This window comes from Zunongwangia sp. L-65 (genome assembly GCF_056859415.1).
This window is the reverse complement of sequence record NZ_JBSXOK010000045.1, coordinates 57,483-72,583: the sequence shown is the minus strand read 5'-3', so window position 1 is coordinate 72,583 and position 15,101 is coordinate 57,483. Positions and strand designations below refer to the sequence as shown.

Genomic DNA, 15,101 nt, shown 5'->3' with positions numbered 1-15,101 from the left:
TTAAAACCAGTCTAAATAGATGAGGTTTTAGTAGTTGCGCCTTCCAGCATTTAAAATCGAAATTACTGTATTTAAGATTTTGAAGTGTAAAGGTAATCAGCCACTGTCTTACTTAAGAAATCAATTATACCAAAAACAAACAAATCTAAACAACGAAATTAATTTAGACAGTGATTCTCTCACCGACAGGCCAAGTGGATACATCCCATTTGCATAATAAAAATATTCATCTATTTCACTGACTTTCAGTTAAAATGACCTGGAAAAGAATTAAAATAGATTACTCCAGAACTCGAAGAGCCTTTTCAATTATCAAATCAATACATAATCACATTTCAAAATTGAAAATTATACTCCGGTTTCCTCATCAACATTCAGCATTCAAAATAAAACTAAATGCTCTTCTCTCTTTCTTTTCCAATCTATAAAGGCTATAAAGGCACAGCCGTCTAATTTAAACTTCCTTGAGATCCTTAAGTTTTAACTGCAAAGAAACATTCCCGTTCCATTCGTTTTCATCTACAGCATATACAGCGCTAAAGGATTTTTTATTTTGGATAAGTTCCAGTTTTTCTCCCAGATTAAAACCAATTACATCAAAAGAAGCTGTATTGTTAAGCTGGCTAACCTTACATTTTAAATGAGTATGTTCATTACCTACGCATTTCCCAAATCCAGAATCGGTTAAATTTCGAGACATAAAAAGAGGAGACATATTGCCCGGGCCAAACGGCGCAAATTGCTTTAAGATTCGCCAAAATTTAGGAGTAATTTCATCTAATTCAATTTCGGCATCGATACTAATTTCAGGAGTCAGTAGTTTTCTATCGATGGTCTCAGCAACCACTTCTTCAAACTTTCGTTTAAAATTATCATATTCTTCTTCCTTAATGGTTAGTCCCGCTGCATACATATGGCCTCCAAACTGCTCGATATGCTCCTGGCAAGCCTCTAAAGCATTATAAACGTCAAAACCTTTTACTGATCTTGCCGATGCTGCCAGCTTATCTCCACTTTTGGTAAAAACCAATGTTGGGCGATAATAGGTTTCTGTAAGTCTACTTGCCACAATCCCAATAACTCCTTTATGCCAGTGATCGGCATAAACAACGGTACTTAAACGTTCTTGCTCCTCTAACTCTTCAATTTGTACTAAAGCCTCAGCGGTAATTGATTTATCCGTATCTTTTCTATGGGAATTATGATATTCTATTTCAGAAGCAAATTGCTGTGCTTGTGCTTCATTTTCTTCAGTAAGTAGCTCGACGGCATACAAACCATGTTTCATCCTTCCGGCAGCATTTATTCGCGGGGCGATCACAAAAACCACATCTGTAATGGTGATAGTTTCCTTTTTAAGCTGACTCAATATCGCTTTAAAGCCTTGTCTTGGCGCCACATTAATCACGTGCAAACCATGATAGGCTAAAATGCGGTTTTCTCCAGTAATGGGTACAATATCAGCACCAATTGCAGTAGCCACCAAATCCAAATAAGGTAATAATACCTGTATACTATCCCCACGTTTTTCTGCCAAAGCCTGTATGAGCTTAAAACCAACTCCGCATCCACACAATTCTTTATAAGGGTATTCACAATCTTCCCGTTTAGGATCTAGTACTGCAGCCGCTTGAGGAATTTTCTCACCCGGACGGTGGTGATCGCAAATCACAAAATCAATACCTTTTTCCCTGGCATAGGCGACTTTATCGATGGCTTTAATTCCGCAATCTAACGCTATAATTAAACTAATATCGTTATCGGCAGCAAAATCGATTCCCTGATAGGAAACCCCGTAGCCCTCGTTATAGCGATCTGGAATATAGGTAGCTACATTTGGATATCGCGTTTTTAAGTACGAAGACATTAGTGCTACGCTGGTGGTTCCGTCTACATCATAATCACCGTACACCATGATGTTCTCTTCTTCAGCGAGTGCCATTTCAATTCTGGCTACCGCTTTATCCATATCCCGCATTAAGTATGGATCATGAAGGTCTTTGAGATTTGGTCTAAAGAATTTCTTTGCTTCCTCGAAGCTATTGATACCACGTTGGGCTAAAAGCCGGGCAATAGGCTTGCCTACTCCAAGAGATTGCATTAAAGAATTTACAATGTCTGGGTTAGGGTTAGGTTTTATAGTCCAGCGGCTGTTCATAGCATGTATCTTCTGTTCAAAAAAAGTTTCCTGAAAAGGATTATTCAGGAAATAAAATTTATACTTCAATTATCTCATCTTTTCCCAACATCTTTCGGGTATGTCCAATCGCTACACCGATTGAAGGATAGTGCGCTAATGAGGGCATAAAAATACAAAAAGAAATTACTTTACAGGTTGTAAAGCTTCGGTATCAAAAGCGATACCGCTCCATCCGGTGTTCATAAAGTTACGAATATTCTGATGACTATCGCCTTCAGGATCTTTTAAAACTCCATCAAAATAATGCTCCCCAAAAAGTGCCAATGTTGTTTCTTTACTTAGTCCTTTAAGTAAGCCGAGAGCAAATATTTTACAGCTACCGTTGTTGTTGCCGGCTTCATTATAAATCTGTCCGTTTTTAAAAGAGGCTGGTGAAAATTGATAGTATTCATCAATTAAATCTATTGTTTGCTTAAAATCAGCGGATTTTGGATCGGACGCCACCTGTTCTAAATATTTTAATAAATCCATTGTTATACTTTTAAGTTTGATAAGCTCATTTATACCGTTCTATAATCAATCCAATCTGGAGAATACACATCGATCCTCATAGCTTAGCATTTAAAGTTTAAGTCGTACCTATTTAACAAGCTTATCTAATAGAGTTTACCTAATGGCAGTAAGCCAGCCAGATTCTGGCAAGAAACACATAAGCTTACATTAGTTCGGGCTAAAGTTTATTTGTGATAAAATACATGGGCTTAATTCACCCGAATCACTTCAGCTTTTGCACATACAAAAACCTGGTCTTCTGCTTCAGGTTTCATTAAAAAAGCACCCGTAAACTCACCAAAAGCAGGTAAAATAAGTTGGTTTCTACTTCTAAAAAAGCATTTCAGTTTTAGATGCTGTTTGGCCAAACCCACCAATCGATATCCCGGATGAATATGTCCACAAATATTAAAGCTACCCTGTTTTTCTTCGGGGTGATGCGTTAAACGGAAATCATCAATGTGTAACTCCTGAAAGACTTTCACACCTAATTTTTCGTAATGCCACGGAGCAATAATATCGTGATTTCCCGCAATCAAAATAACCTCAGCTTTTTGATTTTGAAACCAGTTTTCAAACAAATTCCATTCTGCATTTAAAGCGCTATGAAACAAGTCTCCTAAAAAGATGATTTTTAATGGTTGAAATTGTACTACTGCTTGATCTAGACGATCAAAGTTGGTCTGAACCGCCGTTTGCGGTACCGCACTGCCATACTTTCGAAAATGCGAAATCTTTCCTAAATGCACATCGGCCACTAGTAGCGTCTTTTGCTCTTCCCAATAGGAAACACCACTACATGCTAACTGAAAATGATTATGTTGAATATTAATTTTCAATGAACTATTTCACTTCTTCAAATTCGATTTCTTTATCGGTTTTTGGGATGGTTCCCACATAATAGGGCTGTGTCATTACCATTGTGGCCATGCCTTCCGTTTGTGATTTCCGTAGGTTTATTACTACCGATTCTTCTTTATTTTTGACACCTGAAATTTTAATAGCATATCCTCCTTTTGTGCGTTGTTGATCGATTAAGACGATGACCATTTGCTTTTTGAAATCAACAGCCTTTATCTGATCTTCTTTGATATTAGCATTAAGCTTATTCAGTTTAGCAGCTACTTCTTTCCATTCTGTTTGGTTTTTAAGTACCATATTATTTTCCACTAAGCCATCATTACCATTTCCATACAGATTACCCTCGGCAATTAGAGTGGGATTCATATTTTCTGAATTTTGAGCTGAATTACAACTGAACATCAACATGACTATACAGCAATAAACTAAGTTCTTCATAGGAATTTGTTTTAATAGGCGAAGATAGAAATTTGGGTAGTTAATAGTAATTGCGTTAACACGCTTTTTACGTTAGAGATTAAATCGGTCTTCGTTTTATAGTAATTATTTTACACCGCTCATTGTAACGAAAAAATCCCAAACTCAATTTGATGAATTTGGGATTTTAATTTATAAAATTGAGTTTTCTTATCCTTTTGTACTTGCAGATAGATATTCTCGGTTCATACGAGCTATGTTTTCTAAAGAGATTCCTTTAGGACATTCGATCTCACAAGCACCAGTATTAGTACAGTTTCCAAAACCTTCTGCATCCATCTGGCGAACCATGTTCATTACACGGTCTGTAGCTTCTACCTGTCCTTGTGGAAGTAAGGCATACTGAGATACTTTTGCTGAAGTGAATAACATCGCACTTGCATTTTTACAAGCTGCAACACAGGCTCCACAACCAATACAGGTTGCTGCTGCGAATGAATCATCAGCATCATGTTTATTTACCGGAATACTGTTAGCATCAATAGTATTTCCTGAAGTATTTATAGAAACATAACCCCCAGCCTGCTGAATACGATCAAAAGAACTTCTATCAACGATTAAATCCTTTACTACAGGAAAGGCATTAGCTCTAAATGGTTCAATAACGATGGTATCACCATCTTTAAAAGAACGCATGTGTAACTGGCAGGTTGTAATTAACTTATCTGGACCGTGAGGCTCTCCGTTAATTTGTAAAGAACAAGCACCGCAGATGCCCTCACGACAATCGTGATCAAATTCTACCGGATCTTCCCCTTTAGCAACAAGTTCTTCATTTAAAACGTCCAGCATTTCCAGAAAAGACATATCTCCTTCAATACCGTCAATAGGATAAGATACCATCTTCCCCTTAGACTTAGCGTTTTCTTGTCGCCATATTTTTAATGTAAGTTTCATATTCTTTAGATTTTAGTATTGAGTATTGAGTCTTGAGTCGCTAATTTGTAACAGCTCATATCTCAACACTTGCATCTATTTATAACTTCTTGTTTTTAATTCTATATTTTTAAAGATCAGCTCTTCTTTATGAAGGACTGCATCACTAGGTTGTCCTTTATACTCCCAGGCAGCTACATATTTAAAGTTTTCATCATCCCTTAAAGCTTCCCCATCTTCAGTTTGATATTCCTCTCTAAAGTGACCTCCACAGGACTCATTTCTATGTAATGCATCTTTTGCAAAAAGCTCTCCTAATTCCAGAAAATCTGCCACACGGCCTGCTTTTTCCAATTCCGCATTCTTGCTCTCTGCTGTACCGGTAACTTTAACATTCTGCCAGAAATCTTCCCTTAATGCTTTAATTTCTTCGATAGCTTCTTTAAGACCCTTCTCGTTACGAGCCATACCACACTTCTCCCACATGATCTTACCTAATTTCTTATGATAAGTATCTACAGAGTGTTTTCCGCCAGCGTTCATCAAGCGATCGATCTTGTCTTTCACTTCTTTCTCGGTTGCTTCGAACTCTGGAGAATCTGTTGGGATCTTTCCTGTTCTAATATCTTTAGAAAGATAATCTCCAATTGTATATGGTAATACAAAATAACCATCTGCAAGTCCCTGCATTAAAGCAGAAGCTCCTAACCTGTTAGCACCGTGATCAGAGAAGTTGGCTTCTCCGGCAGCATAACATCCAGGAATAGTTGTCTGTAAATTATAATCTACCCAAAGACCTCCCATAGTATAGTGAACCGCAGGATAGATCATCATTGGAGTTTCGTAAGGATTTTGATCGGTGATCTTTTCGTACATCTGGAAAAGGTTACCGTATTTAGATTCTACAACTTCTTTACCTAATTTTATAATTTCAGCTTCAGATGGATTCTTATGTCCCGATGTGAAAGCAGCTTCTTTTCCGTAGCGCTTAATTGCACTCGCAAAGTCAAGGTATACTGCCTGCCCGGTTTTGTTTACTCCAAACCCTGCATCACAACGTTCTTTTGCGGCTCTGGAGGCTACATCACGAGGTACAAGGTTACCAAATGAAGGATATCTTCTTTCTAAGTAATAATCTCTTTCTTCTTCAGAAAGTTCGGTAGGCTTTTTCTTCCCTTCTCTAATCGCAATTGCATCTTCTTTTTTCTTCGGAACCCAAATACGACCATCGTTACGTAAAGATTCAGACATCAAAGTTAATTTAGACTGATGATCTCCCGTAACAGGAATACACGTTGGGTGAATTTGCGTATAACAAGGGTTAGCAAAGTAAGCTCCTCTACGGTGTGCTCTCCATGCTGCCATCACGTTACTTCCCATTGCATTTGTTGAAAGGAAAAATACGTTACCGTAACCTCCAGAAGCTAAAACTACGGCGTGACCAGAGTGTCTCTCTAACTCACCCGTAACCATATCTCTGGCAATAATTCCTCTTGCTTTACCATCTACTAAAACAAGATCCATCATTTCGTGGCGGTTAAAAGACTGAATCTTACCACGATTTATCTGGCGGTTCATTGCAGAATATGCTCCTAATAATAATTGCTGACCAGTTTGCCCTTTTGCGTAAAAAGTTCTGGAAACCAAAACTCCACCAAAAGAACGGTTATCTAAATAACCACCATATTCACGTGCAAAAGGAACACCTTGTGCAACACACTGGTCGATAATATTTCCTGATACCTCTGCAAGACGGTAAACATTCGCTTCTCTAGAGCGGTAATCCCCACCTTTTACGGTATCATAAAAAAGACGATAATCTGAGTCACCATCTCCCTGATAATTTTTTGATGCATTTATACCTCCCTGTGCAGCAATAGAGTGTGCACGTCTTGGAGAATCCTGATAGCAAAACGTCTTTACATTATAACCCAATTCGGCAAGGGTTGCAGCTGCTGCTCCACCTGCAAGACCTGTACCTACAACGATAATATCGATATTACGCTTGTTGGCAGGGTTTACCAGGTTAATATCATTTTTATGTTTAGTCCACTTATCTTTAAGCGGCCCTTCTGGTATCTTTGATTCTAAAACTGACATAAATCTTGCGAATTAAAGGTTATTGATATAGTGAAACAATGCTATAAAAATAAATCCAAGCGGAATAATTATAGCATAAGCCACTGTAAGGCCTCTTACTCCTTTAGCATACTTATTATTCCAACCCATAGACTGGAAAGACGAAGAAAACCCATGAAGCAAGTGCAAACTAAGGAAAACAAAAGACAGGCAATAGGCCGCCACTCGTATTGGATCCTGAAATTTAGCCACCAACTCCCCATAATATCTTGATGCATCCTCTGGGTGAGATTCTACATATTTATGCACGAGTTCTGGCACCCAAAAATCATAAAAATGAAGCACTAAAAAGGCCAATACTACTAATCCAGAATAAATCATATTTCTGGACATCCAGCTAGAGTTCGCACCACCATTGTACTTAACATATTTTACATTTCTAGCGCCGCGGTTCTTAGCTTCAAGAACAAACCCCATTACAAAATGAAATATCACCCCAAATATCAATACTGGTTGAAGAATGGACTGTACCAAGAAATTTGTTCCCATAAAATGGGAAAGTTCATTAAATAAGTCCTCACTAAAAACAGAAGTGAAATTTATTGTAAAGTGTTGAAGTAAAAATAAGACCAGGAACAGTCCCGACAAGGCCATCGCAACTTTCTTTGCGATAGATGATTTTAAAAATCCACCCATTGGTTTGATTATTTATAGAATTTTAAGAGCAAAAATACACTCCAATTCATTTACGGACAAACTTTAGTGCTTCTTTATAGGGCTATTTAGAACAAGTTTAAGTAAGCCATAATTTTGTTTAATCCTAAAAGTTGCTGAATTTTAGATCAAAATAGCAACACCATCAGTTTTCACAATAGCTAAAAGATAAAAACCATAATATCAAAAGAATATTTCAAACGATTGAAATTGTACAATTTATAAAACTGTATAGATTAAAGATAACATAAAAAAAGCTATCTAAAATAGCGTATTTTAGATAGCTTTTTTCTTTTAATTTAATTTAGGATTAGCCTTCGATTAACTCTTTTTTATAAGCATCTGAATGTACATTTGCTACTGCTCTACCAGATGGATCGTTCATGTTCTTAAATGATTCGTCCCATTCTAAAGCGGTTGGAGTACTACATGCCACTGAAGGTACTGAAGGAACAGATAATGCGGCAGCATCACTTGGGAAATGCTGTGAAAATATCGTTCTGTAATAGTATTCTTCTTTACTTGATGGTGGCTGAATTGGGAACTTAAAATGAGAGTTTTTAAGTTGTTCGTCTGTAACTTCAGCGTTTACCAGTTCTTTCAAGGTATCAATCCAACTATACCCAACACCATCAGAAAACTGTTCTTTTTGTCTCCAGGTCACGCTCTCTGGCAAATAATCTTCAAAAGCCTTTCTAAGCACCCATTTCTCGATACGTTCTCCATTGATCATTTTATCCTGTGGATTAATTCGCATGGCCACATCCATAAATTCTTTATCTAAGAATGGCACCCGACCTTCTATTCCCCAGGCACAAAGTGATTTGTTCGCTCTTAAACAATCGTACTGATGTAATTTATCCAATTTACGTACGGTTTCTTCATGAAACTCTTTTGCATTAGGTGCTTTATGAAAATAAAGATATCCTCCAAAAAGCTCATCAGATCCTTCTCCAGAAAGTACCATTTTAATTCCTAAAGATTTGATAGTCCTTGCCATTAAGTACATAGGAGTTGAAGCTCTGATCGTGGTCACATCATACGTCTCTAAATGATAGATCACGTCTTTTATAGCATCTAAACCTTCCTGAATGGTAAATTTAATTTCGTGATGCACGGTATCCAAATGATCAGCTACTTTTTGCGCTGCTGCAAGATCTGGAGAACCTTCTAAACCAATGGCAAAAGAATGCAATCTTGGCCACCATGCGGCGTCTTTATCGTCACTTTCAATTCTTTTTTCTGAATACTTTTTAGCTACTGCTGAAGTTATTGAAGAATCCAGGCCTCCAGAAAGTAATACCCCATAAGGAACATCACTCATTAACTGACGGTGAACCGCTTTCTCTAAAGCCTCTCTTAGCTCTTCAATACTGGTATGATTATCCTTAACCGCATCATATTCCATCCAGTCACGCTCGTACCATTTCTGGAAGCCTTCTTCCTTACTGGATAGGTAGTGACCCGGAGGAAACAATTCAATTTTTGTACATTTTCCTTCCAGGGCCTTAAGCTCTGATGCCACGTAAAAAGTACCGTTTTGATCCCAACCAATATATAGCGGTATAATACCCATATGGTCCCGGGCAATTAGATATTCATCGTTTTCTACATCATAAATAGCAAAACCAAAAATTCCGTTTAGATCGTCAAGGAATCTTGCTCCCTTTTGCTTATACAAAGCCAGGATAACTTCACAGTCTGATGCTGTTTGAAATTCGTAATCTTGGCACTGCTCTCTTAATTTCTTATGATTATATATTTCGCCATTAGCGGCAAGTACTAAATTACCATCTTTAGATAATAAAGGCTGTCCTCCTGAAATTGGGTCGACAATAGCTAGACGCTCATGCGCCAAAATCGCATTATCATTACTGTAAATCCCACTCCAGTCCGGACCACGATGTCTTAAACATCTGGCCATTTCTAATAATTGAGGTCTTAAATCATCAGACTTCTCTTTTAAATCGAACGCACAAACAATTCCACACACAGTTTTAAAATTTTAAGTATTAAAGTTGAAACAAATATCGATTAATCATTTCATTAAAAAAGTCACAACACCTATTTCGATTACAATTATCAACCAATTAATTGAAATATGATTAAATAATAAAAATTCTGAAGTATAAATATAGTGATTTTTTTTCAGCAGTAAAATTCCTTATATCCCACATCTCAAGCTTATTCTAAAAGTGCAAGAATTAATAACACATTTATAATATTTATTTAAGATTCAAAATGAAGCAATAATCGTAATTTTAGGGTAAAATTCAATATTATGAGTAATTTCAAAGATAAAACTGCAATAATCACGGGCGGTTCCGGAAGCATTGGTTATACTACCGCATTAGAAATAGCAGAAAAAGGTGCGAATGTATTATTAGTTGATATCGATGAAGAATCTTTAAAAGAAAAAGAATCGGCCGCAAAAAAAGAGAATTTAAATATTTCTTACGTTGTCGCCGATGTAAGTAAACCAGAGGATGTAAAAAATTATGTAGACACCTGTATTGAGCGTTATGGTAAAATTGATTATTTCTTTAATAATGCCGGTATAGAAGGTAAAGTGGCACCTTTAGAGGAGTACCCAGATGACATTTTTGATAAAGTGATGGAGGTTAATGTAAAAGGCACTTACTTAGGAATGAAGCATGTAATCCCGAAAATTGAAGATGGCGGTAGTATCGTAATTACATCTTCAGTAGCTGGTTTACAAGGCTCTCCTAAAATGGTTTCCTACATCACATCCAAACATGCGGTTATAGGAATCATGCGAACTGCCGCTTTAGAATTGGGAAAAAGAAATGTGCGTGTAAACTGCGTAAATCCCGGCTCTGTAGATAATCGTATGATGCGTTCTCTTGAAGATGGCGTAAATCCAGGACATGGAGACGATGTAAAAAAAGCTTACGAAGCTACCATTCCGCTAGGAAGATACGCCACACCTGAAGATATATCGCATATGGTTTGCTTCCTATTTTCTGATAAAGCCTCTTATGCCAACGGCCAAACATTTGTAATCGATGGCGGAATGAAAGCTTAAGCATTTTTAAATGTTTTTTTATATAAAAGGAATCCATAAAACGGATTCCTTTTATATTTTATCCAGTTTACATAAATCGAAGAAGAATATTATCCACATCATAAATACAAATTTTAATGAACTCGAAAACAGGAACAGAAACTGCTTTAGGCACTTGAAAAAAAGAAATATTAGCCTTGGATTAACAGGCATTCTAATCGCTGTTTTTTAGCTTTGGGGGATAATTTTGAAATTACAGTTATGAAATACGATCAAATAGACCGCAAACTTTTTATTAAAAACCGAAAAAACTTTATGGAACGCATGGTTCCCGGGGGATTAGCTGTTTTTAATGCTAATGACGTGTTCCCGATTGGGGCCGATAGTACCATGCCATTTCAGCAAAATCGAGATTTATTCTATCTAAGCGGAGTGGATCAGGAGGAAGCAATTTTAGTTTTATTCCCGGATGCTCCAAAACCAGAACACCGGGAAATACTTTTCTTAACCGAAACCAATCCGCATATAGCTGTTTGGGAAGGCGAAAAACTTACCAAAGAAAAAGCTTTTGAAGTAAGCGGTATCAAAACGGTCTACTGGCTACAGGATTTCGAGAAAATCTTTTTTGAAGTTATGGCACAGTCTGAGACTATTTATTTTAATAAAAATGAGCATTATCGTGTTCAGGGAAGCATCCAGACAGAAACCCGTGACGATCGCTTTATAAAGTGGTGTAAAGAAAAATACCCGGCGCATCAGGTTGCCAAAAGCAATCCTATCTTACAAAGGTTACGTGCTGTTAAAGATCCCATAGAGCTGGATTTAATGCAGCAAGCCTGCGATATTACCGAGAAAGCTTTTAGAAGAGCGCTTAAATTCACGAAACCTGGCGTATGGGAATACGAAATTGAAGCAGAATACTGGCACGAAATGATAAGAAACCGCTCTAAAGGTTTTGCGTACACTCCAATTATCGCGAGCGGAAATAATGCCAACGTTCTACATTACACTGAAAATAATCAACAATGTAAAGCTGGCGACCTTATTTTATTAGATACGGGTGCCGAGTATGCCAACTATTCTAGCGACATGACCAGATCGATCCCGGTTTCAGGAAGATTTACCGATAGACAGAAGCAAATTTATAACGCTGTTAATAAAGTTAAAACCGAAGCTACAAAATGGTTGATCCCTGGTACGATGTGGGACGAATTTCATAAGGAAGTTGGGAAACTAATGACTTCAGAACTACTGGATCTTGGTTTACTGGATAAAGCCGATGTACAAAATGAAAATCCCGACTGGCCGGCCTATAAAAAATACTTTATGCACGGCACCGCTCATAATATTGGTCTAGACACGCATGATTACGGTATCCTTACTGAACCGATGAAAGCCAATCAGGTTTTTACAGTTGAACCGGGAATTTATCTACCAGACGAAGGATTTGGGATTCGATTAGAAGATGATGTGGTAATTCAGGAAAAAGGGGAACCTTTTAATCTAATGCGTAATATTCCTATTGAAGCAGATGAGATTGAGGAGATTATGAACTCTTAAAAATTACAAAAAGGCCACAGAATTTGAAAATTAATTCAATTTTGCGGCCTTTTATAATGTAATGCTTATGAAAATACCGTATAAAAATACACAAATAAAGTTTATAACAAAGGGAAAAAATGAACCATTAGTGCTTTTACATGGATTTTTAGAAAGCAAGGAAATTTGGAGAGACTATTTGGAATTACTTTCGAAAGAACGCCAGGTAATTACAATCGATCTTTTGGGACATGGAGAAACAGGAAATATTGCACCTATTCATTCTATGGAAGATATGGCTGATAGCGTAATTGAGGTTCTTAATTATTTGGAAATCGAAAAAGCGAATTTTGCCGGTCATTCTATGGGCGGTTATGTCATCATGGCTCTTTTAAAAAAATACCCTGAAAAAATAACCAAAATTAGTCTTATCAATTCTACTCCGGCTGAAGATACTCCAGAGAAAAAAGAAAACAGGGAACGTGTTGCCGGTTTAGTATCAAAAAATAAATCGGCTTTTGTGAGTATGGCCATTTCCAATCTCTTAACTTCTGAAAACAACAAAAAATTTAAGTCCGAAATCGAGATTCTTAAAAGTGAAGCACAAAAAATGTCGTTAGAAGGTATTATTGCTGCCACATTAGGTATGAAAAACAGAATGGATAGCACTGAAATATTTAAAGAATTTAAAGGAGAAAAATTTATTGTTGTTGGCATGCAGGACCCGGTATTGGAGGTAGCAAATACTTTACAAATCGCCAAAAAAACGAATGCTGAAATCATAGAATTTCCCGATGGACACTTGTCTTTTATCAAAAATAGGGATCAGCTACTGCATTTCCTTAAATCAAAGGCATAACAACGGGGAATATATGGTAATCCTTGTCTAAAGTAGATCATCACCTAACTATCATTGGAATAATAAGAGTAGAAAGCTTTCTATTTTAGTACCTAATCGTTCTCTTAAAATTGAATAGGCCTTGGTTAAATGTCCTTCTACTGTTTTTAAAGAAATATTGAGATAATCAGCAATTTCAATATTAGTGAGCCCTTCCCTTTTACTTAGTATAAAAACTTCTGCGCATTTATCCGGTAATAATGAAACTCCTTCAAAAACAATTTCCATTTTTCTTTCAAGAAGCTCGAAATCACTATTCATTGCAACCTGCTCTGCGTTCTCTAAAAACACTTTATCAAAGTAAGTAATTACTTTATTTTTATTATAATTATTGACAAACTCATTATAACTGCTTCTATACAGAAAATTTTTAATTGAATAATTTGGGTTAAGCCGACTTCTATACTCCCAGAGCTTCAGAAATACATTCTGAATGATATCTTCCGCCAAATCACGATCCCTTGTTAATGTCACCACGTACACAAATAATTGCCTATGGTATAATTGTAATAAATACGAATATGCCGAATCTTCACCGTTTTTCAGGCGTTCTATAAGATCATGATTATCCTTATACATAAATTCTATAATAGTCAAAAAAACTGACTTAAATTTAATAAATGCTAAATAAATTTTAAAATTAAACAAGGGTTTTATAAAATTCAATTGTATTTATTACAAATACCCTTTTAGATGATGACCAAAACTATTGAAAAAGCCATAATTAGATATATCACCGGCACCGCTTCTGCCGATGAGCTAACGATGCTGTCTAAATGGGTAGAAAAACCTTCAAATCAAAAACAGTTACAAACTTTTATCGAGGATTATTATGCTATCCAGTATAACATTTACGAACCAAATACAGATCGTGCGGTACACCGGTTATTATCGTCCATCAAAAAGCGTAAAACCTTAGACTACAAAAAAAAGCGCCACTATTTTATAAAGTATGCGGCGGCTATAGTCACCATAATAAGCCTGATTGGAGGATATACATTTAAAGAAAATTTATTTACAAACGAGCTATCCCAATCTGCTACAGAAGAGATAAAAGCAGGCACAGACAAAGCCATTTTAACCCTTGGTGACGGATCTGAAATACAATTAGGAGAGCAAGAAGTATATACATCTGAAAAGTTTGGTAGTAACGGAAGTACACTTGAATATTTTGACAATGATAAACATAGCTCTAATACCACAAATTATCATTATTTAACTGTTCCCAGAGGAGGGAAATTTATGATCAAACTATCAGACGGAACTAAAGTTTGGCTTAATTCAGATAGCCGTTTAAAATATCCAGAGAAATTTAAAAAAGGAGAATCACGAAAGGTTGAACTCGTGTATGGAGAAGCTTATTTTGATGTTTCGTCATCTTCTAAAAACAATGGAGCCGATTTTAGGGTCTACAATAAAGGAAAGGAAATTCAGGTATTAGGCACCCAGTTTAATATCAAAGCATATAACGAAGAACAACAAATATTTACCACCCTGGTAGAAGGAAAAATATCATTTAAATACGAAGATCACGAGAAGATCCTGTCTCCTGGACAGCAGGCCATATATAATTTGAAAAACAAAGTTATCCTTACGAAAACGATTGATATTTACAATGAAATCTCGTGGAAAGATGGAATTTTTAGTTTCGACAACAAACCGCTTGGCGACATCATGAAAGTATTATCAAGATGGTATGATGTGAAATTTATTTTTTCTAATGAGCAAACAAAAAACGAACAATTTATAGGCATCCTAAGTAAAGATCAGGAAATAGAAAGCATTCTGCTACAGTTAAAAAATTCAGGAATAATAAAAAACTATAAAATCAAAAACAGTGAAATAGAAATAGAATAATAGAAGAAAGAGAACGAAGTCAAACATTTGGCGATGCACTCAACTTCGTCTCTCCCATACATAAATATTAGATAATTATAACT

The 15,101-nt window shown here is 36.4% G+C and carries 13 protein-coding genes; 4 read left to right on the top strand and 9 right to left on the bottom strand.

The features are described 5' to 3' along the window. Window positions 1-454: 454 nt before the first annotated feature. From recJ to asnB, 8 genes are all read right to left on the bottom strand, one after another. On the bottom strand, window positions 455-2,158 hold the full coding sequence (gene recJ, locus AC13DP_RS05125) for a single-stranded-DNA-specific exonuclease RecJ (RefSeq protein WP_483067409.1): 1,704 nt from the start codon (window positions 2,156-2,158) through the stop codon (window positions 455-457). Between the two features lie 165 nt (window positions 2,159-2,323). Further along, window positions 2,324-2,671, bottom strand: a complete 348-nt coding sequence (locus AC13DP_RS05120) for a HopJ type III effector protein (RefSeq protein WP_483067404.1) — start codon at window positions 2,669-2,671, stop codon at window positions 2,324-2,326. A 230-nt stretch (window positions 2,672-2,901) separates the two neighbouring features. Beyond that, window positions 2,902-3,531 (bottom strand): ligase-associated DNA damage response endonuclease PdeM, encoded by a 630-nt coding sequence (pdeM, locus tag AC13DP_RS05115; protein WP_013069748.1) that lies wholly within the window; start codon window positions 3,529-3,531, stop codon window positions 2,902-2,904. 4 nt (window positions 3,532-3,535) lie between these two features. Beyond that, entirely contained in the window at window positions 3,536-3,991 is a 456-nt protein-coding gene (locus AC13DP_RS05110; RefSeq protein ID WP_339811457.1) for a protease complex subunit PrcB family protein, read from the bottom strand. Window positions 3,992-4,180: 189 nt separating this feature from the next. Next, window positions 4,181-4,927 carry a succinate dehydrogenase/fumarate reductase iron-sulfur subunit gene (locus AC13DP_RS05105; protein ID WP_041578485.1) on the bottom strand — a complete coding sequence of 249 codons (747 nt, stop codon included), beginning with the start codon at window positions 4,925-4,927 and terminating at the stop codon, window positions 4,181-4,183. A 75-nt stretch (window positions 4,928-5,002) separates the two neighbouring features. Then, complete coding sequence (locus AC13DP_RS05100; protein ID WP_483067403.1) at window positions 5,003-7,006, bottom strand: fumarate reductase/succinate dehydrogenase flavoprotein subunit; 2,004 nt, start codon at window positions 7,004-7,006, stop codon at window positions 5,003-5,005. 12 nt (window positions 7,007-7,018) lie between these two features. Next, window positions 7,019-7,681 (bottom strand): succinate dehydrogenase cytochrome b subunit, encoded by a 663-nt coding sequence (locus tag AC13DP_RS05095; RefSeq protein ID WP_013069744.1) that lies wholly within the window; start codon window positions 7,679-7,681, stop codon window positions 7,019-7,021. A gap of 328 nt (window positions 7,682-8,009) precedes the next feature. Continuing rightward, window positions 8,010-9,692, bottom strand: a complete 1,683-nt coding sequence (asnB, locus tag AC13DP_RS05090) for an asparagine synthase B (RefSeq protein ID WP_347405785.1) — start codon at window positions 9,690-9,692, stop codon at window positions 8,010-8,012. Between the two features lie 288 nt (window positions 9,693-9,980). On the opposite strand from asnB, the gene AC13DP_RS05085 reads away from it, so the two are divergent. The 3 genes from AC13DP_RS05085 to AC13DP_RS05075 all read left to right on the top strand — a co-directional run bounded on the left by AC13DP_RS05085 (window position 9,981) and on the right by AC13DP_RS05075 (window position 13,122). After that, window positions 9,981-10,745, top strand: coding sequence for an SDR family NAD(P)-dependent oxidoreductase (locus AC13DP_RS05085; protein WP_347405786.1), 765 nt, complete (start codon window positions 9,981-9,983; stop codon window positions 10,743-10,745). Between the two features lie 240 nt (window positions 10,746-10,985). Continuing rightward, a complete protein-coding gene (locus AC13DP_RS05080) occupies window positions 10,986-12,284 on the top strand; it encodes an aminopeptidase P family protein (protein ID WP_228250793.1) in 1,299 nt (432 codons plus the stop codon). 67 nt (window positions 12,285-12,351) lie between these two features. Further along, window positions 12,352-13,122 carry an alpha/beta fold hydrolase gene (locus AC13DP_RS05075; RefSeq protein ID WP_347405787.1) on the top strand — a complete coding sequence of 257 codons (771 nt, stop codon included), beginning with the start codon at window positions 12,352-12,354 and terminating at the stop codon, window positions 13,120-13,122. Between the two features lie 51 nt (window positions 13,123-13,173). Here the strand turns inward: AC13DP_RS05075 and AC13DP_RS05070 are convergent, their stop codons facing one another. After that, a complete protein-coding gene (locus AC13DP_RS05070) occupies window positions 13,174-13,740 on the bottom strand; it encodes an RNA polymerase sigma factor (protein ID WP_483067402.1) in 567 nt (188 codons plus the stop codon). 114 nt (window positions 13,741-13,854) lie between these two features. Between AC13DP_RS05070 and AC13DP_RS05065 the strand changes: the two genes are divergently transcribed. Then, window positions 13,855-15,018 (top strand): FecR family protein, encoded by a 1,164-nt coding sequence (locus AC13DP_RS05065; protein ID WP_347405789.1) that lies wholly within the window; start codon window positions 13,855-13,857, stop codon window positions 15,016-15,018. Window positions 15,019-15,101 lie beyond the last annotated feature (83 nt).

What these genes read in the sequence shown, in the direction of transcription:
- recJ (WP_483067409.1), bottom strand. Translation starts at nt 2,158, where the DNA reads ATGAACAGCCGCTGGACTATAAAACCTAACCCTAACCCAGACATTGTA.
- AC13DP_RS05120 (WP_483067404.1), bottom strand. Translation starts at nt 2,671, where the DNA reads ATGGATTTATTAAAATATTTAGAACAGGTGGCGTCCGATCCAAAATCC.
- AC13DP_RS05110 (WP_339811457.1), bottom strand. Translation starts at nt 3,991, where the DNA reads ATGAAGAACTTAGTTTATTGCTGTATAGTCATGTTGATGTTCAGTTGT.
- AC13DP_RS05105 (WP_041578485.1), bottom strand. Translation starts at nt 4,927, where the DNA reads ATGAAACTTACATTAAAAATATGGCGACAAGAAAACGCTAAGTCTAAG.
- AC13DP_RS05100 (WP_483067403.1), bottom strand. Translation starts at nt 7,006, where the DNA reads ATGTCAGTTTTAGAATCAAAGATACCAGAAGGGCCGCTTAAAGATAAG.
- AC13DP_RS05095 (WP_013069744.1), bottom strand. Translation starts at nt 7,681, where the DNA reads ATGGGTGGATTTTTAAAATCATCTATCGCAAAGAAAGTTGCGATGGCC.
- AC13DP_RS05085 (WP_347405786.1), top strand. Translation starts at nt 9,981, where the DNA reads ATGAGTAATTTCAAAGATAAAACTGCAATAATCACGGGCGGTTCCGGA.
- AC13DP_RS05080 (WP_228250793.1), top strand. Translation starts at nt 10,986, where the DNA reads ATGAAATACGATCAAATAGACCGCAAACTTTTTATTAAAAACCGAAAA.
- AC13DP_RS05075 (WP_347405787.1), top strand. Translation starts at nt 12,352, where the DNA reads ATGAAAATACCGTATAAAAATACACAAATAAAGTTTATAACAAAGGGA.
- AC13DP_RS05070 (WP_483067402.1), bottom strand. Translation starts at nt 13,740, where the DNA reads ATGTATAAGGATAATCATGATCTTATAGAACGCCTGAAAAACGGTGAA.
- AC13DP_RS05065 (WP_347405789.1), top strand. Translation starts at nt 13,855, where the DNA reads ATGATGACCAAAACTATTGAAAAAGCCATAATTAGATATATCACCGGC.